The 26882-nt window shown below is 69.6% G+C and carries 23 protein-coding genes and 6 tRNA genes; 8 read left to right on the top strand and 21 right to left on the bottom strand.

The genetic code is table 11. The features are described from left to right. Window positions 1-8 precede the first annotated feature (8 nt). A complete protein-coding gene (ygfZ, locus tag T336_RS0106425) occupies window positions 9-923 on the top strand; it encodes a CAF17-like 4Fe-4S cluster assembly/insertion protein YgfZ (RefSeq protein ID WP_026431915.1) in 915 nt (304 codons plus the stop codon). A 184-nt stretch (window positions 924-1107) separates the two neighbouring features. Here the strand turns inward: ygfZ and T336_RS0106430 are convergent, their stop codons facing one another. The 3 genes from T336_RS0106430 to T336_RS0106440 form a co-directional block, all read right to left on the bottom strand. Further along, a complete protein-coding gene (locus T336_RS0106430) occupies window positions 1108-1992 on the bottom strand; it encodes a YbgC/FadM family acyl-CoA thioesterase (protein WP_026431916.1) in 885 nt (294 codons plus the stop codon). Beyond that, entirely contained in the window at window positions 1979-2935 is a 957-nt protein-coding gene (locus T336_RS0106435; RefSeq protein WP_026431917.1) for an alpha/beta hydrolase, read from the bottom strand. The genes T336_RS0106430 and T336_RS0106435 overlap by 14 nt, the downstream gene beginning before the upstream one ends. Window positions 2936-3129: 194 nt before the next feature. After that, window positions 3130-3999 carry a 2-keto-4-pentenoate hydratase gene (locus T336_RS0106440; protein ID WP_026431918.1) on the bottom strand — a complete coding sequence of 290 codons (870 nt, stop codon included), beginning with the start codon at window positions 3997-3999 and terminating at the stop codon, window positions 3130-3132. 81 nt (window positions 4000-4080) lie between these two features. Between T336_RS0106440 and gbd the strand changes: the two genes are divergently transcribed. After that, window positions 4081-5217, top strand: a complete 1137-nt coding sequence (gbd, locus tag T336_RS0106445; protein ID WP_026431919.1) for a 4-hydroxybutyrate dehydrogenase — start codon at window positions 4081-4083, stop codon at window positions 5215-5217. Between the two features lie 29 nt (window positions 5218-5246). Here the strand turns inward: gbd and T336_RS0106450 are convergent, their stop codons facing one another. The 3 genes from T336_RS0106450 to T336_RS0106460 are packed head-to-tail and all read right to left on the bottom strand — an operon-like array spanning window position 5247 to window position 9622. After that, a complete protein-coding gene (locus T336_RS0106450; protein WP_026431920.1) occupies window positions 5247-6380 on the bottom strand; it encodes a patatin-like phospholipase family protein in 1134 nt (377 codons plus the stop codon). Further along, window positions 6377-7204, bottom strand: coding sequence for an HDOD domain-containing protein (locus T336_RS0106455; protein WP_026431921.1), 828 nt, complete (start codon window positions 7202-7204; stop codon window positions 6377-6379). Before T336_RS0106455 ends, T336_RS0106450 begins: the two co-directional genes overlap by 4 nt. Before the next feature lie 51 nt (window positions 7205-7255). Next, window positions 7256-9622, bottom strand: coding sequence for a Tex family protein (locus T336_RS0106460; protein ID WP_026431922.1), 2367 nt, complete (start codon window positions 9620-9622; stop codon window positions 7256-7258). A gap of 175 nt (window positions 9623-9797) precedes the next feature. On the opposite strand from T336_RS0106460, the gene T336_RS0106465 reads away from it, so the two are divergent. Next, complete coding sequence (locus T336_RS0106465) at window positions 9798-10472, top strand: hypothetical protein (RefSeq protein ID WP_156957808.1); 675 nt, start codon at window positions 9798-9800, stop codon at window positions 10470-10472. Window positions 10473-10522: 50 nt separating this feature from the next. Next, window positions 10523-11734, top strand: a complete 1212-nt coding sequence (locus tag T336_RS24820) for a DUF72 domain-containing protein (RefSeq protein WP_035225387.1) — start codon at window positions 10523-10525, stop codon at window positions 11732-11734. 49 nt (window positions 11735-11783) lie between these two features. On the opposite strand, the gene T336_RS0106475 is transcribed toward T336_RS24820, so the two are convergent. The 15 genes from T336_RS0106475 to folC all read right to left on the bottom strand — a co-directional run bounded on the left by T336_RS0106475 (window position 11784) and on the right by folC (window position 23744). Then, window positions 11784-13292 carry an MFS transporter gene (locus T336_RS0106475; RefSeq protein ID WP_026431924.1) on the bottom strand — a complete coding sequence of 503 codons (1509 nt, stop codon included), beginning with the start codon at window positions 13290-13292 and terminating at the stop codon, window positions 11784-11786. Beyond that, a complete protein-coding gene (locus T336_RS0106480) occupies window positions 13289-14509 on the bottom strand; it encodes a multidrug effflux MFS transporter (RefSeq protein ID WP_026431925.1) in 1221 nt (406 codons plus the stop codon). The genes T336_RS0106475 and T336_RS0106480 overlap by 4 nt, the downstream gene beginning before the upstream one ends. Before the next feature lie 87 nt (window positions 14510-14596). After that, a complete protein-coding gene (locus T336_RS0106485) occupies window positions 14597-15805 on the bottom strand; it encodes an acetyltransferase domain-containing protein (RefSeq protein WP_035225389.1) in 1209 nt (402 codons plus the stop codon). Between the two features lie 119 nt (window positions 15806-15924). Beyond that, window positions 15925-16001 (bottom strand) — tRNA-Asp (locus T336_RS0106490). Window positions 16002-16052: 51 nt separating this feature from the next. Further along, window positions 16053-16128 (bottom strand) — tRNA-Glu (locus T336_RS0106495). A 33-nt stretch (window positions 16129-16161) separates the two neighbouring features. Further along, window positions 16162-16237, bottom strand: a tRNA-Ala gene (locus tag T336_RS0106500). 72 nt (window positions 16238-16309) lie between these two features. After that, a tRNA-Asp gene (locus tag T336_RS0106505) sits at window positions 16310-16386 on the bottom strand. Window positions 16387-16438: 52 nt separating this feature from the next. Further along, window positions 16439-16514: transfer RNA gene (locus tag T336_RS0106510), tRNA-Glu, on the bottom strand. A gap of 32 nt (window positions 16515-16546) precedes the next feature. Next, a tRNA-Ala gene (locus tag T336_RS0106515) sits at window positions 16547-16622 on the bottom strand. A 67-nt stretch (window positions 16623-16689) separates the two neighbouring features. Then, window positions 16690-18129, bottom strand: a complete 1440-nt coding sequence (gene gltX / locus T336_RS0106520; RefSeq protein WP_026431927.1) for a glutamate--tRNA ligase — start codon at window positions 18127-18129, stop codon at window positions 16690-16692. Next, window positions 18126-19361 carry an O-succinylhomoserine sulfhydrylase gene (locus T336_RS0106525; protein WP_019700948.1) on the bottom strand — a complete coding sequence of 412 codons (1236 nt, stop codon included), beginning with the start codon at window positions 19359-19361 and terminating at the stop codon, window positions 18126-18128. Before T336_RS0106525 ends, gltX begins: the two co-directional genes overlap by 4 nt. A gap of 10 nt (window positions 19362-19371) precedes the next feature. Beyond that, window positions 19372-20877: an amidophosphoribosyltransferase gene (gene purF, locus T336_RS0106530; protein ID WP_019700947.1), complete on the bottom strand. Its 1506-nt coding sequence runs from the start codon at window positions 20875-20877 to the stop codon at window positions 19372-19374. Window positions 20878-20977: 100 nt separating this feature from the next. Next, entirely contained in the window at window positions 20978-21466 is a 489-nt protein-coding gene (locus tag T336_RS0106535) for a CvpA family protein (RefSeq protein WP_026431928.1), read from the bottom strand. Window positions 21467-21486: 20 nt separating this feature from the next. After that, on the bottom strand, window positions 21487-22386 hold the full coding sequence (locus T336_RS0106540) for an SPOR domain-containing protein (protein ID WP_026431929.1): 900 nt from the start codon (window positions 22384-22386) through the stop codon (window positions 21487-21489). Window positions 22387-22418: 32 nt separating this feature from the next. Next, window positions 22419-23744, bottom strand: a complete 1326-nt coding sequence (gene folC / locus T336_RS0106545) for a bifunctional tetrahydrofolate synthase/dihydrofolate synthase (protein WP_026431930.1) — start codon at window positions 23742-23744, stop codon at window positions 22419-22421. Window positions 23745-23779: 35 nt separating this feature from the next. Between folC and T336_RS0106550 the strand changes: the two genes are divergently transcribed. The 4 genes from T336_RS0106550 to argG all read left to right on the top strand — a co-directional run bounded on the left by T336_RS0106550 (window position 23780) and on the right by argG (window position 26848). Then, window positions 23780-24178 carry an ArsC family reductase gene (locus T336_RS0106550; RefSeq protein ID WP_404821580.1) on the top strand — a complete coding sequence of 133 codons (399 nt, stop codon included), beginning with the start codon at window positions 23780-23782 and terminating at the stop codon, window positions 24176-24178. Window positions 24179-24310: 132 nt separating this feature from the next. Further along, window positions 24311-24958, top strand: coding sequence for a glycine zipper 2TM domain-containing protein (locus tag T336_RS0106555; protein ID WP_020424804.1), 648 nt, complete (start codon window positions 24311-24313; stop codon window positions 24956-24958). A 169-nt stretch (window positions 24959-25127) separates the two neighbouring features. Continuing rightward, entirely contained in the window at window positions 25128-25445 is a 318-nt protein-coding gene (gene ppnP, locus T336_RS0106560; RefSeq protein ID WP_026431932.1) for a pyrimidine/purine nucleoside phosphorylase, read from the top strand. Between the two features lie 59 nt (window positions 25446-25504). Next, window positions 25505-26848: an argininosuccinate synthase gene (argG, locus tag T336_RS0106565; RefSeq protein ID WP_026431933.1), complete on the top strand. Its 1344-nt coding sequence runs from the start codon at window positions 25505-25507 to the stop codon at window positions 26846-26848. Window positions 26849-26882: the final 34 nt, after the last annotated feature.

Raw genomic sequence — 26882 nt, forward strand, 5'->3', positions numbered from 1 at the left:
ATTCACCCATGACGTCCCCCCTGAATGGCCTGGCCCCCCTCAACGGGCTCGGCGTGATCCGCGTGCAAGGAGAAGATGCCGCGCAATTCCTCCACGGCCAGCTCACGCAGGACTTCCTGCTGCTGCCGCCCGGCCAGGCGCGGCTGGCGGCCTTCCTCTCGGCCAAGGGCCGCATGCAGGCCAGCTTCATCGGCTGGCGCGCGGGCGATGCCGAGGTCCTGCTGGTCTGCAGCCGCGACGTGCTCGCCACGGTGCTCAAGCGCCTGTCGATGTTCGTGCTGCGCGCCAAGGCGCGGCTCACCGATGCCACGGCCGACTTCGCACTCTGGGGCTTGGCAGGCGATGCCGTCTCCGCGGTGGCGGGCGAGGCCCTGCCGCCCTGGAGCCGGCAGGATACCCCCCAGGGCACCGTGGTGCACCTCCATCCCGGTGCCGGGCAGCCGCGTGCCCTGCTGGCGCAACCCGCGGGCCAGCCCGCACCGGCCGGCCCGGCCCTGGCGCCCGGCCTCTGGGAGTGGGGCGAAGTGCAGAGCGGCGTGGCCACGCTGACCGCACCGCTGGTCGAATTGTTCGTGCCGCAGATGCTCAACTACGAATCGGTAGGCGGCGTGAATTTCAAGAAGGGCTGCTACCCCGGCCAGGAGGTGGTGGCGCGCAGCCAGTTCCGCGGCACGCTCAAGCGCCGCACCTACCTGGCGCACGCCCCCGAGCCGATCGCCGTGGGCGCCGAGGTGTTCGCCGCCAGCGATGCCGAGCAGCCCTGCGGCACGGTGGTCCAGGCCGCGGCGGCACCGGGCGGCGGCTTCGATGCGCTGGTGGCACTGCAGGTAGCCTCCACCGGCGAGGCACTGCGCGTGGGCGGCCCGGAAGGCGTGCCCCTCGCCCTGGGCGACCTGCCCTACGCGCTGCTCGACGATATTTGACGTTGCACTGATCTTCCGACGGCCTGAGCGGGCGCCTTGCGAAAGATGCCCGATACCCCAAGGCCTTTCCCGTCAGAGGGCCGCGGAGCAGGCCAGGCCAGCAGACGCCGTGGAACGGGCTCCGCCCGGCCACCGGCGTCGTCCCCCTTCCCGCGCGCCAGCGCGAGAGAAGGGGGAAGCGGCGTCAGCCGCTCAGGGGGATGTCACCGGTCCTCAGGGGGATGCTCATATTCACATGGGGAAGGCCCGCCTCTTCATAACGCTCGCCTTCCACCTCGAAGCCTGCACGGCGGTAGAAGTTCTCGGCGGTGCACTGCGCATGCAGCGTGACCCGCCTGTCGCCCCGCGCCCGCGCGGCCTCGACCAGCGCATCCAGCACCGCCCTGCCCCACCGCTGCCCGCGCACCGCGCGGTCCACGGCCATGCGGCCGATGCGTGCCTCGCCCGGCGCGGGCTGCAGCAGCCGGCCGGTGGCCACGGGCAGCCCGATGCGGTTGTAGGCCACCACATGCACCGCGCCCGCATCGAGCGCATCGGCCTCCAGCGCCGGATCGATGCCCTGCTCCTCCACGAACACGGCCATGCGCAGGCGCATCGCATCCGGCCCCAGCGCGGCCCAGTCACCCGTGCGCAGTTCCACCACCTCGTGGCCGCCTTCATAGGCTTCGATGAGCGCGCGCAGCGCGGCGGGCACGGGCCGCGAGGTCTGCGTGGCCGGGTCGGCGAACACATAGACCAGCTCGCCCGACACCAGCAGGCGGTCGCCCGCGAAGATGCCGGCCTCGAAGCGCAGCGAACTGTTGCCGATGCGCGCGCAGCGCAGGCCCACGTCGAGCATGTCGTCCAGCCGAGCGGAGCCGTGGTATTCCAGCGTGGCCTTCTTCACGTACAGTTCGCCGCCGAGCGCGCGCATGCCTCCCTCGTAGGGCATGGCCAGGGCCCGCCAGTAGGCGGACATGGCGGTGTCGATGTACATCAGGTAGTGGCCGTTGAAGACGATCTTCTGCATGTCCACCTCGGCCCAGCGCACGCGCAGGCGTTCGGTGCAGCGGAAATCAGCGCGTCGCATCGGGGGTCTCCTCGTCCAGGGGTTCGGGCAGGCCGAAGGCCGCGCGCAGGGCGGCAGCGGCATGGCCGTGGGCGGTGCGCGCCTCGGGGATGGCGCGACCCATCTTGATGAATTCGTGTGTGACGCCGCGGTAGATCTCCAGGTCCACGGCGACACCCGCGGCACGCAGCCTGTCGGCGTAGGCAATGCCCTCGTCCACCAGCGGGTCGCATTCGGCCAGGCCGACCCATGCGGGCGCCACGCCGTCCACATCGGGGGCATGCAGCGGAGCGAAGCGCCAGTCGTCGCGCTGGGCGTGGGTCACGTAGTGGCTGAAGAACCAGGTGATGGCCGCTTCTTCCAGCACGAACCCGTGCGCGTATAGCGCATGCGACGGCGTGTCCTGGTGGGCAGCGCAACCCGGGTAGATCAGCAGTTGCAGCGCCAGCCGCAGGCCGGCATCGCGCGCCTGCAGGGCTGCCACGGCGGCCAGCGTGCCACCCGCGCTGTCGCCGCCCACCGCCATGCGCGAGGGGTCGGCTCCGATGCCGCGGCCTTCGGCGGCCAGCCAGGCCAGGGCATCCCAGGTGTCCTCCACCGCCGTGGGGAAGCGGTGTTCCGGCGCGAGCCGGTAGTCCAGCGACACGACCATGCAGCCGGCGCGGCGCGCCAGTTCGCGGCACAGCGTGTCGTGCGTGTCGATGCTGCCCACGGTGAAGCCGCCGCCATGCAGGTAGAGCAGCACCGGCAATGCGGTTCCCTCTGCGTGCGGCGCATACAGGCGTGCCGGCAGCGCATGTCCATCACGCGCCGGGATGCGCAGCGGCTCCACGCGCGGCAGCGCGGGCTTCGGAATCTCGAGCACGCCCGCGCCCAGTTCGTAGGCGGCACGGGCCTCCTGCACGGTCAGGGTCTCCAGCGGCGGACGGCGCGCGCGGTGCATGCGGTCGATCACGCTGCGCATCTGCGGCGTGAGACGGTGCGGTTGGGACGTGGAATGCGGAGGCGGCGAAAGAGGTGGAGCGGTCACGGGAATCACGGATCGGGGGCGGACAGGGAACACGCACTGCGGCGCATCCACCGATCATCCCCGAAACCGGTGCCGCCTGGAGTGCCCTGCGCGACGGGGCGCAGGACGCAACCGCAGCCCCTCCTTCTTTATTTGAAGCGCACTTCCACGGGCGCGGCACCTGGCAATCCGGCAAACGTGGCCGTCACCGCAAGGCCCGGCCGTGGCGACAGCAATGCGGAGAACGAGCCCAGGCTGACGAGATCGCCCGGCTGCAGCGCGGCATCTTCCTTCTGCAGCGCACCGGCCAGCCACACCACGGCCTGCAGCGGATGCCCCAGGATGTCGCTGCCGCGGCCGCCGCCGAGCCTGGCGCCCGAGCCATCAGTGAGCGTGACAGTCATCGCGGCCAGGGCGTCGAGCATCGCGTAGCGCTCGGCGCGCAGCGCCGGCACGGCAATGGGCGTGCCGGCCACGCCCAGGCGCGCGCCCACGTTGATCGCCGCCACGCCTGCTCCGTCGAGCTGGGGCGGCACCTGCACCAGCAAATCGGGCAGTTCGATGAAGGGAATCACCTGGTCGATGGCGTCCAGCACCTCCAGGGGCGTGCGCGCATGGTTGACGGCCGCGCTTTTCACGCGGACCAGCATGTCGGCTTCATAGAGCGGCCGTGCGCCGAAGGCGGCATCCACGGTGCTGCCGGAGGGCAGCACCATGCCCGGATAGAGGCGGCCCCAGACGGGCTGGTCTGTGCGGAAGCGCTGCTGCACCGCCGGGTTGGTGAGACCGGCCTTGTAGCCGACGGGCTTGCCCAGGCGCTGCTCCAGCAACGCATTGAACTTGCCGCGGGTGCAGGCGGCATCGGCGGCGTCCATGGGCGGCGGATTGGCCGCGGGCGTGCGGGCCATGTAGTGCGCCGCGAGATCGGCCACCTGCGCGTCGCCCAGGCACGCAGCCCGCGCTCCTGTAACGCAGGCGACGGCGGCCAGCGCCGCGATGAGGGTTTGCTGCAGGGCCATGGCAAGCTCCGGGGTTGTAGATTGGCGTGATCAGACCACCAATGCGCCAGCGCGCGCATCCTGGCAACCCCCATCACCACCATGGCCCTCATCCATTACATCACCCAGATCCAGATCGAATTCGGCGCAGTGCGGCTGCTCGCCCAGGAATGCGCGCGCGCCGGCATCACGCGCCCGCTCGTGGTCACCGATCCCGGCGTCAAGGCCGCCGGCGTGCTGCAGCCCGCGCTGGACGCGCTCGCCGGCCTGCCGGTGGCGGTGTTCGACCAGACGCCCGCCAACCCCACCGAAGCCGCCGTGCGCGCGGCCGTGGAAATCTACCGCGCCCATGGCTGCGACGGCTTGATCGCCGTCGGCGGCGGCTCGGCCATCGACTGCGCCAAAGGCATCGCCATCGCCGCCACGCACGACGGGCCGCTCACCCACTACGCGACCATCGAGGGCGGCTCGCCCCGCATCACGGAGCGGGTGGCGCCCCTGATCGCCGTGCCCACCACGGCAGGCACGGGCAGCGAGGTGGCGCGCGGAGCCATCCTCATCGTGGACGACCACCGCAAGCTGGGCTTCCACTCATGGCACCTGGTGCCCAAGGCCGCCATCTGCGACCCGGCCCTGACGCTGGGCCTGCCGCCCCACCTGACGGCCGCCACGGGCATGGACGCGATCGCGCACTGCATGGAAACCTTCATGTCCTCCGCCTTCAACCCGCCGGCCGACGGCATCGCGCTCGACGGCCTCGCCCGCGGCTGGGCCCACATCGAGCGCGCCACGCGCGACGGGCAGGACCGCGACGCGCGGCTGCACATGATGAGCGCGAGCATGCAGGGCGCCATGGCCTTCCAGAAGGGGCTGGGCTGCGTGCACTCCCTCAGCCACAGCCTGGGCGGCATCAACCCGCGCCTGCACCACGGCACGCTGAATGCCGTGTTCCTGCCCGCGGTGGTGCGCTTCAATGCGCAGGACGAGGCCGTGCGCCGCGACCGCCGGCTGGAGCGCATGGCCCAGGCCATGGGGCTGGCCAGCGCGGACGACATCCCCGATGCGATCCGCGACATGAGCGCTCGCCTGGGCCTGCCGACCGGTCTGGCCGCCATGGGAGTCGGAGAGGAGGTGTGGGACGGCGTGATCCGCGGCGCCATGGCCGACCACTGCCACAAGACCAATCCGCGCGAAGCCACCGTGGACGACTACCGGGCCATGCTGGAAGCGTCGATGTAGCTGCAACTGCCGCCCCGGTGGAGACCGGCCTACAGCGGCTCCACGGCGTCCGGGGGGCAGCTCCGTGCGAGCCACTGCGCGAACTCGTCGGCCAATTGCCGGCTGGCCGCCACCGCCGCGCCCCAGGCACGCGCCCGGGCGGCCGTGTCGGTCCCATAGCGCAGGAAGTCCTGGCGGTCGGGCAGCTTGCCGTCGGGCAGCGCTTCGCGCACCCAGGCCGGATCGGGCGAGAGCAGCACCATGGTGTCCAGCGCCCGCGTGGCGCGATGCCGCCAGCGCAGTCCCTTGTCGAGCCATCCCGGCACCAACTGTTGCTGGAAATGCGGGTACAGCACCAGCCCCCCGCCCCGGCGGGCCGGCGCGCCGCCTGCATAGCGCAGGTGCAGGTGGTAGTCGGTGATGCCGCCGTCCCAGTACGCACCGCGCGGCGCGCCGGGAATGTCATGCACGGCCTGCAGAACGAACGGTATCGAACAGCTCGCCTGCAGGGCCGGCAGGAAATTGCCGCCATCCAGCGCCACCTGGCGCGTGGGATAGTCGCGCCCCTCGAACGGCAACAGGGCCGGAGCGCCGTCCCCTCCAGGCGACGAGAACACCACCCGCTCCAGCCACAGGCCCAGCGCACGCCGGTGCGCGGCATTCGCCGCGAAGGCGCCCAGATAGCCCAGCGGCGTCGCGACGCGGTGCTCCCGCGCGAGCAGATGCCGCCCGCGGGACGCCACGACGTGCAGCCGGTAGCGCGGGTGCGCCAGCACCTCGTCCACGCGCCCGCCATAAAAGGCCTGCAGGTTCTGGCCGAACCGCTCGCTCACATGCGCCGGATCGGGCCGCTTGCGGCCCTGCGGAAGGTCGTAGGCCTGGTGGATGTAGGCCTGCTCCAGCCGCTCGAACGCTTCCACGGGCGTGCCGAGGCAGGCCGTGGCCATGCGCCAGGCGCCGATCGATGCGCCGACCAGGTGGACGGGCTCCGTGCCCTGCGCGAGCCAGTCGCCGAAAAGGAAACGGTCCATCGGTCCCAGCACCAGCCCCTTGGGGCCTCCCGCGGCGGCGGGCACCACCGCCACGTCCGCGGGCGACAACCCCTCCCGCGCGATGTGCCGCAGCGCCGCCGGACCGGCATGGATGCGCAGTGCGCGCCCGCCAGCGGACCGGGACGCCGTCACACCAGGTAGGCGCCCGCATCCACGGGCGCCGTCCAGTCGATCGGGTCCTGCTGCAGCACCATGTCGATGTCCAGGCCCAGCGGCAGGCCGACTTCCGCCGGAAAGGACACGGCCAGTTCCTTGTCCCCCCAGCCGGCTTCGCGGGCCCAGGCCCGCCAGGCGGCCAGGTGCAGCACGCCGGCCAGCGGTTCATAGACGCTGTTCTCGAAGGGTGCATGCTGGTACTGCAGGGCATCGACGACCACCTGCGGCAGCTGCCAGCGCCGGGCCATCGCCGCGCTCACCGCGCCGAAGCCATAGCCCAGCAGGCGGTGCTCCAGGGCCGCGCGGCGGGGATCGAAAGTTCCGACCACGGAATCCACCGAGGCCAGCCGTTCCGGATGCCCCAGGTGGATGAGCAATTCACCCAGCCCGTGCAGCAGGCCGGCCGTGTAGCCTGCCATGGGGTTGTGCCGGACCACGCCCGCGAGCGAGCGCGCCATCTTGGCCGTGTGGAGGCTGTAGCGCCAGAACTGCTGCAGGTTCACGCCCGGCACCGAGCGGGAGGTGGTGCCCAGCGGGGCGGAGCCCACCAGCGCACGCACCTGGGGGACGCCGACCAGCGCCAGCGCTTCCGGCACGCCGCAGACCGCGCTCGGCATGTCGAATTCCGGCCCGTTGGCCAGCTCCAGCAGGCGTGCGGCGAGCGCCGGATCGGTGCCGAAGATCTGCGTCAGCCGCCGCAGGCTCGGCTCGGCGCGCGACAGCTCGGCCATCAGCAGCGCCACCGCGCGCGGATGGCTCGGCAGCGCCACGGGGATTTCCAGCAGGGCGTTGAGTTCCATGGCGTGGGGAGACGAGGCGTTCGCCCCATTATCCACGCCTGAAAACGTTTCTTACCGTTTGTGACCCTGCAGTTTCGCGAAGGCCGACGCCATGGCCGACTGCGGCGCCGGGTCGGCCGCACGGCGCGCAGGCTGGGCGTAGCCGCGGCCGGCGCCCTCGAAGCGGTTCTCGCGCGGGCCACGGCCATCCTGGTCCCGGCGCGCCGGCGCGGCGTCGAGCTTCATGGTCAGGCTGATGCGCTTGCGCACCGGGTCCACCTCGAGCACCTTCACCTTCACGATGTCGCCGGTCTTCACGATCTCGCGCGCGTCCTGCACGAACTTGTGGCTGAGCTGGCTCACGTGGACCAGGCCGTCCTGGTGCACACCCAGGTCCACGAAGGCGCCGAACTGGGCGACGTTGCTCACGGTGCCTTCGAGCACCATGCCCTCCTTCAGGTCGGCGATATCTTCCACGCCGTCGTTGAAGCGTGCCACCTTGAAGTCCGGGCGCGGGTCGCGGCCGGGCTTTTCGAGTTCGGCGAGGATGTCCCTGACAGTGATCACGCCGAACTTCTCGTTGGCGAACAGCTCGGGCTTGAGCTGCTTGAGCATGTCTGCGCGGCCCATGACCTCGGTCACCGGCTTGGCCGTGTGGGCGAGGATGCGCTCCACCACCGGATAGGTTTCCGGGTGGACGCCCGTCATGTCCAGCGGGTTGTCGCCCCCGCGGATGCGCAGGAACCCGGCGGACTGCTCGAACGTCTTCGCGCCCAGGCCCGCCACCTCCATGAGCTGGCGGCGGCTGCGGAAGGCGCCGTTCGCCTCGCGCCAGCGCACCACGGCCTTGGCCACGCTGCCCGACAGGCCCGATACCCGCGAGAGCAGCGGCGCGCTCGCGGTGTTCAGGTCCACGCCCACGGAGTTCACGCAATCCTCGACGACCGCGTCCAGCGTGCGCGCCAGTTCGCTCTGGTTCACGTCGTGCTGGTACTGGCCCACGCCGATGCTTTTCGGGTCGATCTTCACCAGCTCGGCCAGCGGGTCCTGCAGCCGGCGGGCGATGCTCGCCGCACCGCGCAGGCTCACGTCCACGTCCGGCATTTCCTGGCTCGCGTACTCGCTGGCGGAATAGACGGAGGCACCCGCCTCGCTCACCACCACCTTCTCGAAACTGAGCTCGGCCTTGGCCACCAGCTTGAGCAGATCGGCCGCCAGCTTGTCGGTCTCGCGGCTCGCGGTGCCGTTGCCGATGGCCACCAGCTGCACGCCGTGCTTCTGCACGAGGCGTGCCAGCGTGTGCAGCGAGCCTTCCCAGTCGCGGCGCGGCTCGTGGGGATAGACCGTGGCCGTCTCCACCAGCTTGCCGGTGGCATCCACCACCGCCACCTTCACGCCGGTGCGGATGCCAGGGTCCAGGCCCATCACGGCACGCGGGCCGGCAGGTGCAGCCAGCAGCAGGTCGCGCAGGTTGTCCGAGAAGACCTTGATCGCCACCTTCTCGGCCTCCTCGCGCAGGCGCGAGAACAGGTCACGCTCGGTGGACAGGCTGAGCTTCACGCGCCACGTCCAGGCCACGCACTTGCGGAGCAGGTCGTCGGCCGGCCGGCCCGCATGGCTCCAGCCCAGGTGCAGCGCGATGCGGCCTTCGGCGATGCTCGGCTTGCCGGGCTCGGGCTCCACGGGCAGCACGAGCTTGGCCTCCAGGATCTCCAGCGCCCGCCCGCGGAACACGGCCAGCGCGCGGTGCGACGGCACGCGGCCGATGGGTTCGTCGTAGTCGAAATAGTCGCGGAACTTCGCCACCTCCGGGTCGGCCTCGTTCTTCGACTCCACCTTCTTGCTGCGCAGCAGGCCTTCGGTCCAGAGCCATTCCCGCATCGACTGCACCAGGGCGGCATCTTCCGCCCAGCGCTCGGAAAGGATGTCGCGCACGCCGTCCAGCACCGCACCCACGGTGGAGAAATCGGCGCCCGGCTTGCCGTCGTCCAGCACCTCGGGCGGGCGCAGGAAGGCCTGCGCCTCCACGGCCGGGTCGAGCGTCGGGTCCGCGAACAGGCGGTCTGCCAGCGGCTCGATGCCGAACTCCTTGGCGATCTGCCCCTTGGTGCGGCGCTTCTGCTTGTAGGGCAGGTAGATGTCTTCCAGTTCCTGCTTGGTGGGCGCGGTCGCGATGGCGGCCCGCAGCGCGTCGGTCAGCTTGCCCTGCTCGTCGATGGCCTTGAGCACGGCGGCGCGGCGGTCCTCCAGCTCGCGCAGGTAGGCGAGCCGCGCCTCCAGTTCACGCAGCTGAATGTCGTCCAGGCCACCCGTGGCCTCCTTGCGGTAGCGTGCGATGAAGGGCACCGTGGCCCCGCCGTCCAGCAGATCCACGGCCGCACGGACCTGCTGTTCCCCCACCCTGATTTCCGTGGCCAGTTGCCGGATGATCTGCTGCATAACCCTTGCGAACGAACGATGAAAACTCGAAGCGGGCGAGTGTGCCATAGCGGGCGCGGATGCCCCGCGCGCGGGCCCCGATGCCACCGGCGCCTCCACACTTCGTGACAATTGCAACGATGCCTCGATGGAGGCATGCCAGGAGAATCGGCGCGTCTTCATCGCCGCTGCCTGCATGCCCCTCCAGATCCCGCCGAAACGCAGAACCCGCACAGCGCCGTGCGCCGTCCGCCCGTCCCGTTGGCATGCCGCGGCAACGGCGGTCCTGGTCCTGGCCTCCACCACGGCACATGCCCAGCTGCCGCCTACCCCGCAGGCCCATGGCCGTGCCCGCGCGCATGCGGATGCAATCCGCAAGGTGGACTTCCGCGCCTATCTGCTCGCGCGCGGCGGGTTGGGAAAGCAGCTCGCTGAAGAGTTCTGCAAAAGGGATCCGATCAGGCACATCACGGTGCAGTACGCGGACCTGCTCGGGCAAGACGACGAGCAGGCCGTCGTGGAGGCCACCACCTGCGCGATGGGCAACGGCGGTGCGGACATCACCGAGGTGTTCCGCAGGCTGCCCGACGGCGGACTGGCCTCGTTGCCACTGGACGACACCGGATACCAGGATGACAAGCTGTATGAAGGCCAGCGCCGCACGCCGCGCCTGGAAGTGCGGCATGGCCGGCTCATCCGCTGGTTCGTCCGATATGGCGAGGACGCGGAAGGCGGTGCGCCGCAGATCCGCCGTACCATCATCTACCGCTGGTCGCGCGACCGCTTCGTCATCGATTCCGTGAAGGATGACGCCATCGGCGACAGCAGCCCTGCCACGGAGCCCCGCCGTGCAACCGCGCCGTCCAGATAGCCACCGATCCCCGTTTTGAACCGCGCCGGTGCTTCCGGCAGGCTCCACCCATGCAAGAGTCCCTCTTCGGCGACGACGACCTTCCTCCCCCGCCTGCACCGGCGCCGGCAGCGGCCCAGTCTCCAGCAGCGGAGGAAGCCCCCGCCAAGCCGCGCCGCCCGCCCAGGACTGGCGGCGGCGTCCATCCCATCGATCCCGCCCCCGGCCTGCTGGCCCTCGCCGCCGCCCTGCCCCAGCAGCTGCGGCTCGGTGGCTCCTCCTGGAGCTACCCCGGCTGGAAAGGCCTCGTCTGGGAAGGCGAGCACTCCGAATCCACGCTGGCGCGCCAGGGCCTGGCCGCCTATGCACGGCACCCGCTGATGCGCACCGTGAGCATCGACCGCGGTTTCTACAAACCCCTCACCGTGAGCCAGTACGCGGGCTACGCCTCGCAGGTGCCCGACGACTTCCGCTTCATCGTGAAGGCGCCCAGCCTCGTCACCGATGCACTGGTGCGCGCCGAAGACGGCCGCGGACGTGCGCCGAACCCGGCCTTCCTCGACCCCGCGCTGGCGCTGCAGGAATTCGTGGCGCCCGCGCTGGAAGGCCTGGGGGCCAAGATCGGGGCCCTGGTGTTCCAGTTGAGCCCCCTGCCGCTGGCGCAGCTCCATCGCCTCGAAGGCACCATCGCCCAGCTAGGCACCCTGCTGCGCGCGATGCCGCCGCTCGCCCCCACCGCACCGGACGGCGTGCTGGCCGTGGAAGTGCGCGATCCGGAGTGGCTGTCGCCCGAATACGAGCCGCTGTTCGCCGAAGCGCTGCTCTCGGCCGGCGCCACCTATTGCCTGGGGCTGCATGCCAAGATGCCGCCGCTCGAAGAGCAGTTGCGGCTGCTGCGCAGGCTCTGGCCGGGCCCGCTGGTGTGCCGCTGGAACCTCAACCCCGTGCATGGCGCCTACGGCTACGAAGAAGCCGAAGCGCTCTACAGCCCGTTCGACCGCATCGTCCATCCCGCGCCGGAGGTGCATGCGCTGCTGGCGCGCACGCTGGCCGGCATCACCGGCAAGGGGCAGAACGCGTTCGTCGCGATCAGCAACCATGCGGAGGGCTGCGCGCCGATCACCATCCGCACCCTGGCGGGTCAGGTGGCGGCGTTGCAGGGCTATCGTCCGCCTGCCGATGCCGGCATGCAAAGCGACGCGGACCGGAACGCAGGTGCATGCGCCGAAGCGGAATCCGGTGACGACTCCAACAACGAATCGGGCAACGAATCCACGATCTGACGACGCGCAGTACAGCGGCGGCCTCACCTGCCACGCGCCACGCGCACCATCAGTGGCCTGCGCCGCGTCCTCCGGCAGCCTTCGCCGGCCCCAGGCGCAGCACACTGCATACGCCTGCCACGACGGCACTGCCTGCGGCAAGCCAGAACGCCACCGTCTCCGCATGGCCGCCGTGCGTGCCCTGGATCGCGAAGATCACCGCGAGGAGCACGGCACCCAGCGTCTGGCCCGTGAGCCGCGCCGTGCTCAGCATGCCGCCCGCGGCACCCGAGCGCTGCAGCGGTGCGGACGTGACGATGGTGTGGTTGTTGGGCGACTGGAACAGCGCGAAGCCCACGCCGCACAGCGCCATGCGCCACGCCACGCCGAACGCGCCCGCATCCTGCGGCATGCCGGCCAGCGCCGCCAGCCCCAGTGCCAGCACGGCCATGCCGATGCCGCCCAGCAGGCCGTCCGGCACGCGCCCGATCAGCCGCCCTGCAAGCGGTGCGACGGCCACGATGGCCAGCGGCCAGGGCGTGATGAGCAGGCCGGCCTCGGCATGGGAGCGGCCATGCGCCTCCAGCAGCAGGAACGGCAGCGCGAGGAACGCCAGCATCTGCGCACAGAAGGCCGCGACCGATGCCCCCATCGACAGCGAGAACACCGGGATGCGCAGCAGGTCCACCGGAAAGAGCGGCGTCTCCCCGCGGCGGTCGGCCCGCACCTGCCTGCGCACGAACACCACCCCCACCGCCAGGCCCGCCAGCAGCGTCAGCACGGGGCCCTGCGGCAGCCCGCCCGCCCCGCCGTGCACGCCCAACTGGTCGCCGCCGATGAACACCAGCGCGAACATCAGCACGTTGAGCGCCACGTCGATCACGGAAAAGCGCGCGACCGCTTTTGCCCCGCGCACAGGCGGCGCAGGATTGAACGGCAGCGCACGCCGGCCGAGCCAGAGCGTCGCCAGGCCCAGCGGCAGGTTGATCGCGAACAGCATCGGCCAGGACGATACCGAAAGGATGGCGGCCGCCACCGAGGGGCCGGCCACCGATGATGCCGCGACGGCCAGCGAATTGAGCGCCAGCCCCTGCCCCAGCCGTGCGCGCGGATAGATCATGCGCACCAGCGCCGCGTTCACGCTCATGATGCCCGCCGCGCCCAGGCCCTGCACGGCCCGCGCCGCGATCAGCACCTCCAGCGACGACGCCAGCATGGCACCGAGCGACGAGATGGCGAACAGGCCCATGCCCAGCAGGTACACGCGCCGGTAGCCGATGCGCTCCCCGAGCGCGGCCAGCGGCAGCAGCATGCCCAGGGTGGCGATCTGGTAGGCGTTCACCACCCAGATGGCCTGCGGCGCGCCGGCCTGCAGTTCCCTTGCGATGGTGGGCAGCGCCAGGTTCATGATGCTGCCATCCAGCACCGCGACGGCGATGCCGAGGATGATCACCAGCATCGCCCGCCCGCGCTCCGGCGGCTCCAGCCCGTCCGTCACGCCTGCAGGCCGCGACGCGGCGGCTTCCGGGGCGCTGCCCTGCCCCGTGCCGGGCGTCGTGCCAGGTGCTGTGCCGCTCATGCCCGGGCTCCCCGGCGGCCCTGGCCGGGCGCCACGCGGGTGCGGCCCAGCGTGGTCCAGCACAGCGCCGTGCCGAGGAACGCGCCGGTTGCCATCCCCGCGACCATCGGCAGCGGCCGGCCATCGGCGAACAGCCCCACCAGCCCCATCGCCACGGCGCCCGTGAGCATCTGCAGCGTGCCCATCAGCGCGGAGGCCGTGCCCGCGATCGCGCCGTGCTCCTCCAGTGCCAGCACCGAGGTCGTGGGAATCACCAGCCCCATGAGTGCGCTGGCCATGAAGTACAGGCCGATCAGCACCGCGAGCCGGTCACCGCCCAGCAGGTAGTAGCCCAGCATCACGGCCATCACCGCCGACGAAGCGGTGGCCGCCACCTTCACGATCGGCTCCAGCCCGAAGCGGGCGGCCAGCATGCCGTTGAACTGCGCCATGGCGAAAAACGCCGCGGCATTGAACGAGAACGCCAGGCTGTACTGCGTGGGCGTGAGCCCATAGTGGTTGATGAGCACGAACGGCGAGCCCGCCAGGTACACGAAGAAGCCCGCCATCGCGCAACCGCCGATGAAGACCAGGCCCAGGTAATGCCGGTCACGCAGCAACAGGCCGTAGCCCCGCAGCGCGCTGCCCGGGGTGCTGTGCGTCCGCTCCGCGGCGGGCCGGGTCTCGGAGAGGGCGAAGCGCACCAGCAGCAACCCGGCCAGCGCGGCGATCGCCACCGCCCAGAACACGCCACGCCAGCCCGCGAGGGCGATCACGCCGCTGCCTGCCAGCGGCGCCAGCAGCGGCGATACGCTGAACACCAGCATCAGCAGCGACATCAGCCGCGCGGCCTCATGGCCCGTGTGCAGGTCCCGCACCACGGCACGCGGCACCACCATGCCCGCGGCCGCGCCCAGCCCCTGCAGGAAGCGCAGCACGATCAGGGCCTCGATGCTGGTGGCCAGCGCGCAACCGATGCTCGCCACGGTGAACAGCACCAGCCCGAAATAGAGCGGTGGCTTGCGTCCCGCCATGTCCGACAGCGGACCGTACAGCAATTGCCCCACGCCGAGCGAAAGGAAGAAGGCCGTCAGGCTCCATTGCACCGCGCCCACCGGCGCGCCCAGGCCATGCCCGATCTCGGGCAGCGCGGGCAGATACATGTCGATCGCGAAAGGACCGATGGCGGAAAGCAGGCCCAGCACCAGGGCCATGCGCAGGAAAGGCGACGAAGACATCCCGCATTGTCGCCAGGAGCAAAGGCCCGTGCAGGCCCTCGCCGAAGAGCGCGCGCGGATGCCCCTGTGCGGAAAGCGTGGCCAGCTCTACAGGAACCGCAGCCAGGCCAGGTCTTTTCGCCGCGCCTTGAAGGCCCCGAACGCACGCACCGGCCCGTAGAGCAGCACGGCCAGCACGGCCGTGCAGAGCCACACCTGCCACACCGCATCGAAACCGAAATAGCGTCCCTGGTTGGCCCCCCAGATTCCCAGCGCGCCGAGGTAGAGCACCTTCAGCACGTACAGGTGCAGCACATAGAAGAACATGGGCGCGGCACCGAAAGCCAACAGCACCCGCAGCCACCCCGCCCGCGCAGGCACGCGCTCGAGGGCGGCGAGCAGTGCCAAGCCGAGCCCCAAGGTCAGCGCCACGAAGAGCAGCGAGGGCGGGTACTTCGTCACGTTCAGGAAACCCATCACGGTCTCCAGCGGCGTGGCACCCAGGGCCCAGGGCCGATCGCCATAGACATTCAGCCAGCGGAGCGCCACGAACAGCGCCAGCGCCCCCACCGACCACGCCACCAGGCGGCGCCGCCGCAGCCCCGCGTCTGCCCCGGCGGTGAACCAGGGGCCGGCGGCATACCCCAGCGCGATCACGCCGATCCAGGGCAGCAGCGGATAGGACGTACGCATCCGCAGGCCGTCGCCCACCGCGAGCCATCCCCGGTCGTGCAGCACCGCCCACGGCACATGCAGTGCGTGCCCCGCAGGAAAGTGCACTCCGTCGAGCAGGTTGTGGCCCGCCACCAGCAGCAGCCCGACCGCCACCATCACGCCGCGGGGCAGCCATAGCAGCAGGGCCAGCGCCAGCATGCTCAGGCCGATCACCCAGATCACCTGCAGATAGACCACCTGCGGCGGCCACTGGAAGGTCCACGCGAAATTCACCACCGTGAGTTCCAGCACCACCAGGAAGAGCCCGCGCTGCAAGAGGAACACCGCGGCGGCCCGCCGGCCGTCCGGCTGGCGGTTGCCGTATAGAAAGGCGGACAGCCCCGCGAGAAAGATGAACACCGGCGCGCACAGGTGCGCCAGGACGCGGCTGAAGAACAGGGCCGGTGGCGTATCAGCCAACGCCATGGGGTCCGTGACCTGGTGGTGCATGAAGAACGTCTCGCGCACGTGGTCGAGCAGCATGAAGACGATCACCAGTCCGCGCAGTGCGTCGATGGACACCAGGCGGGACGTGGCGGCCCCCGCAGGCACAGCGGATGGCGCAGGGGGCAGCTGCGGAGCGGATGTGAGGAAAGACGGCATCGGCAGAGGCACGCGGTGATGGAAGGGTCGCATGGGCCGGGGGCAAGAAAAAAAGCCGCAACGATTGCTCGCTGCGGCTTTTGTGCCTTCAGGTGCGGCATGGACCGGCCTGGATGAACTGGCGGAGTGGACGGGACTCGAACCCGCGACCCCCGGCGTGACAGGCCGGTATTCTAACCAACTGAACTACCACTCCTGGCAGACAGCGTTTTGCCTGCATTCTCATGCAGGCCAAGTGCCGTGAACTTGGCGACCCTACGGGGATTCGAACCCCGGTACTCACCGTGAAAGGGTGATGTCCTAGGCCTCTAGACGATAGGGTCAAAACCTGGGAACTTCCGTTCTCAAAAATGGTTTGGTGGAGGTAAACGGGATCGAACCGATGACCTCTTGCATGCCATGCAAGCGCTCTCCCAGCTGAGCTATACCCCCGAATCCTGACAAAGCCATACGGCATCGTCAAAATTTCGGCCTTTGCGCGAACCACCTGCAAAGGCATGAATCTGGCGGAGTGGACGGGACTCGAACCCGCGACCCCCGGCGTGACAGGCCGGTATTCTAACCAACTGAACTACCACTCCTGGCAGGCGGCTGTTTCGCTTGCAAATCCATGCAAGCCAAGTGCCACGAACTTGGCGACCCTACGGGGATTCGAACCCCGGTACTCACCGTGAAAGGGTGATGTCCTAGGCCTCTAGACGATAGGGTCAAAACCTGGGAACTTCCGTTCTTGATTCAGTTTGGTGGAGGTAAGCAGGATCGAACTGCTGACCTCTTGCATGCCATGCAAGCGCTCTCCCAGCTGAGCTATACCCCCACTTCGATGCCGTCGATATTGTTATTTATCGTCGTCATCTCCTGAGCCTTGAATTATAGACAGGTTTTCAGGCCGTTCGCAATCTCGCTGCAATTTTTTCGCGTCCGAGCAGTTCGAGCACCGCATCGACCGACGGCGTGTGCGCCGTGCCCACGGTGAGCACGCGCACCGGCATGGCCAGTTGCGGCATCTTGAGGCCCTGGGCCGCGAGCACTTCCTTGAAGGCGGCGGCGATGCTGGCCTTGTCCCAGGCGCACTGCGCGAGGGCGTCGGCGAGCGCGGCGATCGCGGGCTTCACCGCATCGACCACGTGCCTGGCGCGCTCTTCTTCATTGGGCGTCACGTCGCCGTAGAACACCTGCGCCCAGTCGGCCAGCGCCACCAGCGTGTCGCAGCGGTCCTTGAAGAGCGCGCAGATGCGCGGCAGGCGTCCGTCCTGCAGATCGGCCTGCGCGATGCCACGGGCCGCGAGGCGCGGCGCCACCAGTTCGGCAAGGCGCTCGTCGGGCATGGCCTTCAGGTGCTGGGCGTTCACCCAGCGCAGCTTGGCCTCGTCGAACTGCGCAGCGCTGCGGCCCAGGTGGTCCAGGTCGAACCACTCCAGGAACTGCTCGCGCGAGAAGATCTCGTCGTCGCCGTGGCTCCAGCCCAGGCGCGCCAGGTAGTTCACCATGGCTTCGGGCAGGTAGCCTTCGTCGCGGTACTGCGTGACGGGCTTGGCGCCGTTGCGCTTGCTCATCTTCTCGCCCTGCTCGTTGAGCACCGTGGGCAGGTGGGCATACACCGGCGGCTCCTTGCCGAGCGCGCGGAAGATGTTGATCTGGCGCGGCGTGTTGTTCACGTGGTCGTCGCCGCGGATCACATGGGTGATGGCCATGTCGATGTCGTCCACCACCACGCAGAAGTTGTACGTGGGCGTGCCGTCCGGGCGCGCGATGACGAGGTCGTCCAGCTCGTCGTTCTGGATTTCGATGCGGCCCTTGACCTTGTCCTCCCACGCCACCGCACCGCCGACGGGGTTGCGGAAGCGCAGCACCGGCTGCACGCCCTCGGGCACCGGGGGCAGGGTCTTGCCTTCTTCGGGGCGCCACGTGCCGTCGTAGCGCGGCTTCTGCTTGGCCTGCATCTGGCGCTCGCGCAGCGCGTCGAGCTCCGCCACGCTCATGTAGCACGGATAGACCAGGCCCTGTGCCTGCATCTGCGCCAGCACTTCCTTGTAGCGGTCCATGCGCTGCATCTGGTAGAACGGGCCCTCGTCCGGCTCCATGCCCAGCCACTGCATGCCTTCCAGGATGACATCCACGGCGGCCTGGCTCGAGCGCTCCACGTCGGTGTCCTCGATGCGCAGGATGAAGTCGCCGCCCGTGGCACGCGCGAAAGCCCACGGATAGAGCGCCGAGCGGATGTTGCCCAGGTGGATGAAGCCCGTGGGGGACGGCGCGAAACGGGTGCGCACGCGCTGCTGCGCGCCGCTGGAGGAGGAAGCGGGAGAAAGGCTTTGGCTCATTGCAGGGTATCCAGGCCGCGCGCGAGGTCGGCCTTCAGGTCTTCGATGTGTTCCAGGCCCACGGCCACGCGGATCAGCCCCTGGCCGATGCCGGCGGCCTGGCGCTGCGCCTCGGTCAGGCGCCCGTGCGAGGTGCTCGCGGGATGGGTGACGGTGGTCTTCACGTCACCCAGGTTGGCGGTGATGCTGCACACGCGGGTGCTGTCGATCACGTGGAAGGCGCTGCGGCGCGCGGCCTCGGCCCCCTCCTTCGACTTCACGTCGAAGGAAAGCACCGCGCCGCCCAGGCCGGATTGCTGGCGCATCGCCAGCGCATGCTGCGGATGCGAGGCGAGGCCCGGGTAATAGACGCGCGCCACGCCGGAGTGCGACTCCAGCCATGTAGCGAGGCGCAGGGCATTGTCGGCCTGGGCACGGACGCGGATGGACAGGGTCTCCAGCCCCTTGAGGACCACCCAGGCATTGAAGGGCGAGAGGTTCATGCCCGCGCTGCGGATCATGGGGCCGAGCTTGTCGTCGATGAGCGAGCGCGGGCCGCACACGGCACCTGCCATGACACGGCCCTGGCCATCGAGGAACTTGGTGCCGGAATGGATGACGAGGTCCGCGCCCCACTTCGCGGGCTGCTGCAGCGCGGGCGACGCGAAGCAGTTGTCCACGGCCAGCAGCACGCCTGCCTCGCGCGCGATCGCCGACAGCGCGGCGATGTCGCACAGGTCGGTGAGCGGGTTGGTGGGCGTTTCGGCGAACATCAGGCGCGTTGCAGGGCGCAGGGCCGCCTTCCAGGCAGCGGCATCCGTCTGCGGCACGAAGGTGGTCTCGACGCCGAAGCGCGAGAGTTCGCCGCCGATCAGCTTGATGGTGGAGCCGAACATCGACTGCGAGCACACCACGTGGTCGCCCGCCTTCAGCAGTGCGAGGCACATCAGCAGGATCGCGGACATGCCGGTCGCCGTGCCGATCGCCGTCTCGGTGCCTTCCATGGCGGCCAGCCGCCGTTCGAAGGCCGTCACCGTGGGGTTGCCAGTGCGGGTGTAGGTGTAGCCGTCCTCTTCGCCAGCGAAGCGCCGCGCGGCGGTCTGCGCGTCGGGCTGCACGAAGCTGCTGCTCAGGTAGAGCGCTTCGGAATGCTCGCCGTACTGGCTGCGGGGGATGGATTCCCGCACGGCGAGCGTGTCGGGATGCAGGCCTTCGGGGAGCCCCCCGGCGCCGTTCGTTCTGTCGTGGGCCATGGCGTCTCCCTCAGGCGTCCTGGGCGTTCGGCAGGGCCAGGCGGGAAGTGTCCTCTTCCTGCTCTTCCTTGCCGACGCGGCCCTCGTTCAGCCGCGCAATGTCCTGGGCGGTGATGTCGCCGGTGACGTACACGCCGTCGAAGCACGAAGCGTCGAAGCCCTCGATACCGCCGTTGAGCGAGCCCACGGCCTTCTTCATGGCGTTCACGTCCTGGTAGATCAGCGCGTCGCAGCCGATCGCCTGGCGGATCTCCTCCACCGTGCGGCCATGGGCCACCAGCTCATTGCTGGTGGGCATGTCGATGCCGTACACGTTGGGATAGCGGACCGGCGGCGCGGCACTGGCGAGGTACACCTTGCGTGCACCGGCGTCGCGGGCCATCTGCACGATCTCTCGCGAGGTCGTGCCGCGCACGATGGAGTCGTCCACCAGCAGCACGTTGCGGCCCTTGAATTCGCTGGCGATCACATTGAGCTTCTGGCGCACGGATTTCTTGCGCACGCCCTGCCCCGGCATGATGAAGGTGCGGCCCACGTAGCGGTTCTTCACGAAGCCCTCGCGGTACGGGATGCCGAGCAGGTGCGCGAGCTGCGTGGCGCTCGGGCGGCTGGATTCGGGGATCGGGATGATCACGTCGATCTCGTTGGGCGGCACCGTGGACACCACGCGCTTGGCCAGGGCCTCGCCGAGGTTCAGGCGCGCCTGGTACACGGAGATGCCATCCAGCACGGAATCGGGCCGCGCCAGGTACACGAACTCGAAGATGCAGGGGTTGAGCTGGGGCGCCTGCGCGCACTGGCGGGCATGCACGGTGCCGTCGGGCGTGATGAACACGGCCTCGCCGGGTTGCACGTCGCGCTCGAACACGTGGTTGGTGCCTTCGAGCGCCACCGATTCGCTGCCCACCATCACGGTGCCGTCGGCGCTGCGGCCGAGGCACATCGGGCGGATGCCGTGCGGATCGCGGAACGCCAGCAGGCCATGGCCCGCGATCAGCGCGATGACGGCATAGGAGCCCTTCACGCGACGGTGCACGGCGGCCACCGCGTTGAAGACGTCCTCGACCTGCAGCGGAACGCCGCGCGTGGCGCGTTCGAGCTCGTGCGCGAACACGTTGAGCAGCACCTCGGAATCGCTCTCGGTGTTGGTGTGGCGGTGGTCGGTGGAGAACAGCTCGGCCCGCAGCGACTGCGCATTGGTGAGGTTGCCGTTGTGCACCAGCACGATGCCGAACGGCGCGTTCACATAGAAGGGCTGCGCCTCTTCCTCGCTGTAGGCGTTGCCAGCCGTGGGATAGCGCACCTGGCCCAGGCCCACCGTGCCGGGCAGCGCGCGCATGTTGCGGGTGCGGAACACGTCGCGGACCATGCCCTTCGCCTTGTGCATGAAGAACTTGCGTTCCTGCTGCGTGACGATGCCCGCGGCATCCTGCCCCCGGTGCTGCAGCAGCAGCAAGGCGTCATAGATCAGCTGGTTGACGGGAGCCGTGCTGACCACACCGACGATTCCACACATAGTTAGCGTTCCATCCAGATGCGGGCCGTGCCCGCGATATCCTAAAAACCCGCCGCGGCGTCCTTTGCAGGGATGGCCGCCGCGCACGAAACAAACACCCTCATCCGGGCAGGTGCCGCCCGAGCGAATCCGGCAGCGCCGGCTTCAGCACCGACAGCATCTCGGTCCATATGGGGACCGTAGCGGACTCTTTCCACCACACGGCCTCGTGGATCGGCGTCCACAGCGCCACGAGCGTGGCGGCCAGCAGCAGCACCAGGCCGCGCAGCAGGCCGAACGCCGCGCCGAGCGTCCGGTCCGCCGGCCGCAGGCCCACTGCCTCGATCAGTTTCTTGGCCAGCCAGGCGACGAATCCGCAAGCGAACACCGTGCCCACGAAAACCAGCAGGAAACCCGCCGCATGGCGGATGGAGCCGGCCGACTCGGCGATCGGCAGCAGCGCCGCCGCATCGGCCGCCCACCACTGCGCCACGAAAAAAGCGACCACCCAGCCGGCCAGCGAAAGCACCTCGTACACCAGCCCGCGCCAGGCCCCCAGGAGCAGGGAAGCCAGCAGCGCCGCCACGAAGATCCAGTCCAGCGCCGCCATGCCGCCCCGCTCCACGCGGGCTACAGCGCAAGCACCGAGGCCGACAGGCCCAGGCCCTTGATGCGCGCCGCGGCCTTGTCCGCCTCCGCCTTGCTGGCGAAAGGCCCGACCCGCACCCGGGTGCGCTTGCCGTCCTTGGTATCCACCACCTGGGTATAGGTCTTGAGCCCCGCACGCTCGAGCGACTGGCGCACTTCGCGGGCCTTGTCGCCGTCTGCGAAAGCACCGACCTGCACGATCAGGCGCGCACCGTCATCACCCTTGGGCGCGGCCGCAGCCCCCTCGCGTCCTTCGAGGAGCGCACGGGCGCGCGCCGCGTCGTCGCGGGATACGGCGGCAGGGGCCGGCGCGGCCGGGCGCGCCTCGGCCACTGCAGGTTTGGTCTCGGGCTTGGTCTCGTGGGCGGGCTTCGCCGGCCTGGTTTCGGGCTTCGAGGCCGCGGCACGGCTGTCGGCATGGTGGGTTTCCTGCCGCGGTGCCGCAGCAGGAGCCGGAGCGGGTGCCTGGGGCGCCTGCGCAGCGGCGCTGCGCGACGGCTGGATCACCTCCTCGCCATCGGACAGGCCCGCCGTGGCCGGAGGGGCCGCCGGGGGCTTCGCGGCCGTGCCAGCGGCGGCCGGGGACGATGCGGCCTGGGCCGCCTCGGGCACGACCAGGGGCGCCACCTTGTTGCGGTCGGGAATGTCGATCGGGATGTCCACGGGAATGGGCCGCGGCTGGGTATCGAACAGCATCGGGAAGCCCACGATACCGGCCAGCACGAGGACGGCCGCGCCGATCAGGCGATGGCGGGCGCGCCGCCGCATCGCCTCGATGCTTTCCGCGGCCTGGGCGGCGCCTCCGCGTGACCGCTTGGCGGGCTTTGCGGGCTGCTCGGGCTGCTCCTTGCGGCCGGGCCAACGAAACTTGAAAAATGCCATGGATGCAGTGCGGGGAGTGCGCTGTCGGATGCTCAAGTGCCCAGGTGCTTGGCCTGCAGGCGGGGCGTTCCGTGGTGCAGCACACCGCCGACCGTATAGAAGGAGCCAAAGACCACGATTCTATCAGTCGGCTCCGCGGCGGCCACGGCCGCCTGCAGTGCCTGCCAGGGGTCCGGGTGCAGGCTGGTGCGCACTTCGCGGCGCCCGCCCGCGACGATCTGCAGGGCATTCCACTTCTGCTGCAGGGCGGCAGCGGTTTCGGCGCGCGGCGTCGGCAGGTCGGTGAAGTACCAGCGGTCCACCAGCGGGCCGATGCGGGCCAGCATGGGAGCGAGGTCCTTGTCGGCCATGGCACCGAACACCGCGTGCGTGGTCGGGAAAAAACCCATGGCGTCGAGGTTGGCGGTGAGCGCCGCCACCGAATGCGGGTTGTGGGCCACGTCCAGTACCAGCGTCGGCTGGCCCGGGACGATCTGGAAGCGTCCCGGCAGCTCCACCATGGCCAGGCCGGTGCGCACGGCCTGGGCCGTGATCGGCAGCCGGTCGCGCAGCGCCTCCAGGGCGGCCAGCACGCCGGAGGCGTTGACCAGCTGGTTCGCCCCCCGCAGCGCCGGGTAGGCCAGCCCGGCATAGCGGCGGCCCCGCCCGGCCCAGGCCCACTGCTGCTTGTCGCCGGAAAAATTGAAGTCCTGGCCGAACTGCCACAGGTCGGCCCCGAGGGCGCGCGCGTGGTCCAGCACGCTCTGCGGAGCCATGGGGTCGCTGACGATGGCGGGACGGCCCGGCCGCATGATGCCGGCCTTCTCCCGGCCGATGGATTCGCGGTCCGGTCCCAGGAACTCCGTGTGGTCGATGTCGATGCTGGTGATGACCGCGCAATCGGTATCCACGACGTTGGTGGCATCGAGCCGGCCGCCCAGTCCCACCTCCAGGATGGCGACGTCCAGGCCCGCCTGGCTCATGAGGCGCAGGATGGCGAGCGTGGTGAATTCGAAGTAGGACAGCGACACCTCCGCGCTGTCCTGCGTCCTGGCCGCCTCCACGGCCGCGAAGTGCGCCACCAGGTCGTCCGCCCCGACGCTCTCGCCGCGGATGCGGCAGCGCTCCTCGAACTTCACGAGGTGCGGGGAGGTATAGACACCGGTGCGGTAGCCCGACTGCAGCGCCACCGCCTCCAGCATGGCGCAGGTGGAGCCCTTTCCGTTCGTGCCGGCCACCGTGATGACAGGGCAGGCAAAGTGCAGCCCGAGCCGGCGCGCCACCTCGTCCACCCGCTCCAGGCCCATGTCGATGGTTTTCGGGTGGATGCGTTCGCAATGGGCCAGCCAGCCGTCCAGGGTGTCGAAAGTGGTGTGCATAGAGCCCGCGATTGTCGCCGAGGCGGCGTTGCAGGATGATCGGGCGCATGAGTACCCCCACCCCCATCGTCTACGGCATTCCCAACTGCGACACGGTCAAGAAGGCCCGCGCATGGCTCACGGAGCACGGCATCGAGTACCGGTTCCACGACTTCAAGAAACAGGGCGTTCCGGCGGAGCGCCTCTTCGCCTGGATGGCGTCGCTGGGCTGGGAGCCCCTGGTGAACCGCCAGGGCACCACCTGGCGCAAGCTGGATCCGCAGGCCCAGGCCGCGGTGAGCGACCCGGCCAGCGCCGCCGCGCTGCTGCAGGCACAGCCCAGCGCCATCAAGCGGCCGGTGGTGGAATGGACGGGCGATGCCGGCGGCGAGGTGACGGTGGGCTTCCATCACGCCCGATGGAACGAACGGCTCACGGCCGCCTCCAAGCGGTGACACGGCCACCGCTCCGCCTGAAAGACACCGAACTTTACGGAGTTTTACGTCCCCCCTCCGGCGGCTTCACGGCCGGCGCCTAAACTTTTCTGCAGGCCGGAGCGTTGTATGCCGACCGAAAGGAGCATCTCCATGAAAAAGATCATCGCCTGGACCGCCCTCGCCGCCATGGCCGCAGCGGCAGCGAGCGCCCATGCACAGGAACAGGGCCGGGTCCTGTCCGCCACCCCCGTCACCCAGCAGGTCGCCATCCCCCAGCAGGTCTGCGGCAACGAGACCATCTATTCCGAATCCCGCCCCACGGGGGCCGGCGCCGTGCTGGGCGCGGTCGCCGGCGGTGCCGCCGGCAATGCCATCGGCCATGGCGGCGGCCGGGTGGCCGCCACGGCCCTGGGCCTGATCGGCGGCGCGATACTGGGCAACAACATCGAGGGCAGCCGCCCCGAGTACCAGAACGTGACGCGCTGCTCCAACCAGACGCACTATGAAAACCGCGTGGTGGGCTACGACGTGCTGTATGAATATGCAGGCCGCCAGTACACCACGCGCACCCAGCACGATCCGGGCGCCTGGATCCCGCTGAGCGTCCAGCCCCTCGCGAGCGCACCGCGCGCGCCGGTGTACAGCAGCACCACGACGACCTACGTGCAGCCCGGTGTCGTGGTGTCCACGCAGCCCGGCCCGCCCGCCTACGTGACGCCGCCGGCAGCCACGGTGATCGAGTACCGCGACGCCTACGGGCGGCCCTATGGCCCTCCGGGCGACCCGTACTGGCGCTGAGCGCGCCGCGCGCCGCCGCGACGAGGAGCCTTCGGGCTCCTTTTTCATGCCCGGGCCGCGGGCGAACGGCGGGGCCGTGCCGGGGCATCCCGTGTAGGACGCGGCCGGACACGCTCTAGAATCTTCGGCTTCCGCCCTCTTCCTTCCCCTTTCAGAGAACAGCGCATCCATGACGACCGAAAAGATCGACGGCGTGTCCGTCACCACCCGAGCCAACGTGTACTTCGACGGCAAGTGCGTGAGCCACGGCATCACCTTCCCCGACGGCACGAAGAAGTCGGTCGGCGTGATCCTGCCCGCCACCCTCACCTTCAACACGGGCGCGCCGGAGATCATGGAATGCGTGGGCGGCGCCTGCGAATACAAGCTGGACGGTACCGATACCTGGGTGAAGTCCGGCGAGGGCGACAAGTTCAGCGTGCCCGGCAACTCGAAGTTCGAGATCCGCGTGACCGAGGCCTACCACTACATCTGCCACTTCGGCTGATCCGCGGCCGAAACCGCTCCACTGCCGCACCGACGCACCCGACAAGACCCGAGATTTCCATGGCGACCATCCTCCAGAACCTCCCCGCCGGCCAGAAGGTCGGCATCGCCTTCTCCGGCGGCCTCGACACCAGCGCGGCCCTGCGCTGGATGAAGAACAAGGGCGCCCTGCCCTACGCCTACACGGCCAACCTGGGCCAGCCGGACGAGCCGGACTACGATGCCATCCCGCGCAAGGCGATGGAATACGGCGCCGAGAAGGCCCGCCTGATCGACTGCCGCACGCAGCTGGCCCATGAAGGCATCGCAGCCCTGCAGGCCGGCGCATTCCACGTGCGCACCGCCGGCGCCACCTACTTCAACACCACGCCGCTGGGCCGCGCCGTCACGGGCACGATGCTGGTGGCCGCCATGAAGGAAGACGACGTCCACATCTGGGGCGACGGCTCGACCTTCAAGGGCAACGATATCGAGCGCTTCTACCGTTACGGCCTGCTGACCAATCCGTCGCTCAAGATCTACAAGCCCTGGCTCGACCAGCTCTTCATCGACGAACTGGGCGGCCGTGCCGAGATGTCTGCCTTCATGACGAAGGAGGGCTTCGGCTACAAGATGAGCGCCGAGAAGGCCTACTCCACCGACTCCAACATGCTCGGCGCCACGCACGAGGCCAAGGACCTGGAGTTCCTGAACAGCGGCATGCGCATCGTGAACCCGATCATGGGCGTCGCGTTCTGGAAGGACGAGGTGGTCGTCAAGGCCGAGGAAGTCTCGGTGCGCTTCGAGGAAGGCCAGCCGGTGGCCCTGAACGGCGTCGAGTTCAACGACCCGGTGGAACTGTTCCTGGAAGCCAACCGCATCGGCGGCCGCCACGGCTTGGGGATGTGCGACCAGATCGAGAACCGCATCATCGAGGCCAAGAGCCGCGGCATCTACGAAGCCCCGGGCCTCGCGCTGCTGCACATCGCCTACGAACGCCTGGTGAGCGGCATCCACAACGAGGACACGATCGAGCAGTACCGCATGAACGGCCTGAAGCTCGGCCGCCTGCTCTACCAGGGCCGCTGGTTCGACCCGCAGGCCATCATGCTGCGCGAGACCGCCCAGCGCTGGGTGGCACGCGCCGTGACCGGCACCGTGACGCTCGAGCTGCGCCGCGGCAACGACTACTCCATCCTGAACACCGAATCGCCCAACCTGACCTACGCGCCCGAACGCCTGTCGATGGAGAAGGTGGAAGACGCGCCGTTCAGCCCTGCCGACCGCATCGGCCAGCTGACCATGCGCAACCTGGACATCGTGGACACGCGCGCCAAGCTCGGCGTCTATGCACAGGCGGGCCTGCTGTCGCTGGGCGGCAATGCAGCGCTGGCGCAACTGGGCGACGACAGCGACCGGAAGTAAGCGAAAGGCAGCGCTCGCCATCCCTGCGATGGCG

It is taken from the genome of Paracidovorax oryzae ATCC 19882, from assembly GCF_000687165.1.
Classification (GTDB): Bacteria; Pseudomonadota; Gammaproteobacteria; order Burkholderiales; family Burkholderiaceae_C; genus Paracidovorax; species Paracidovorax oryzae.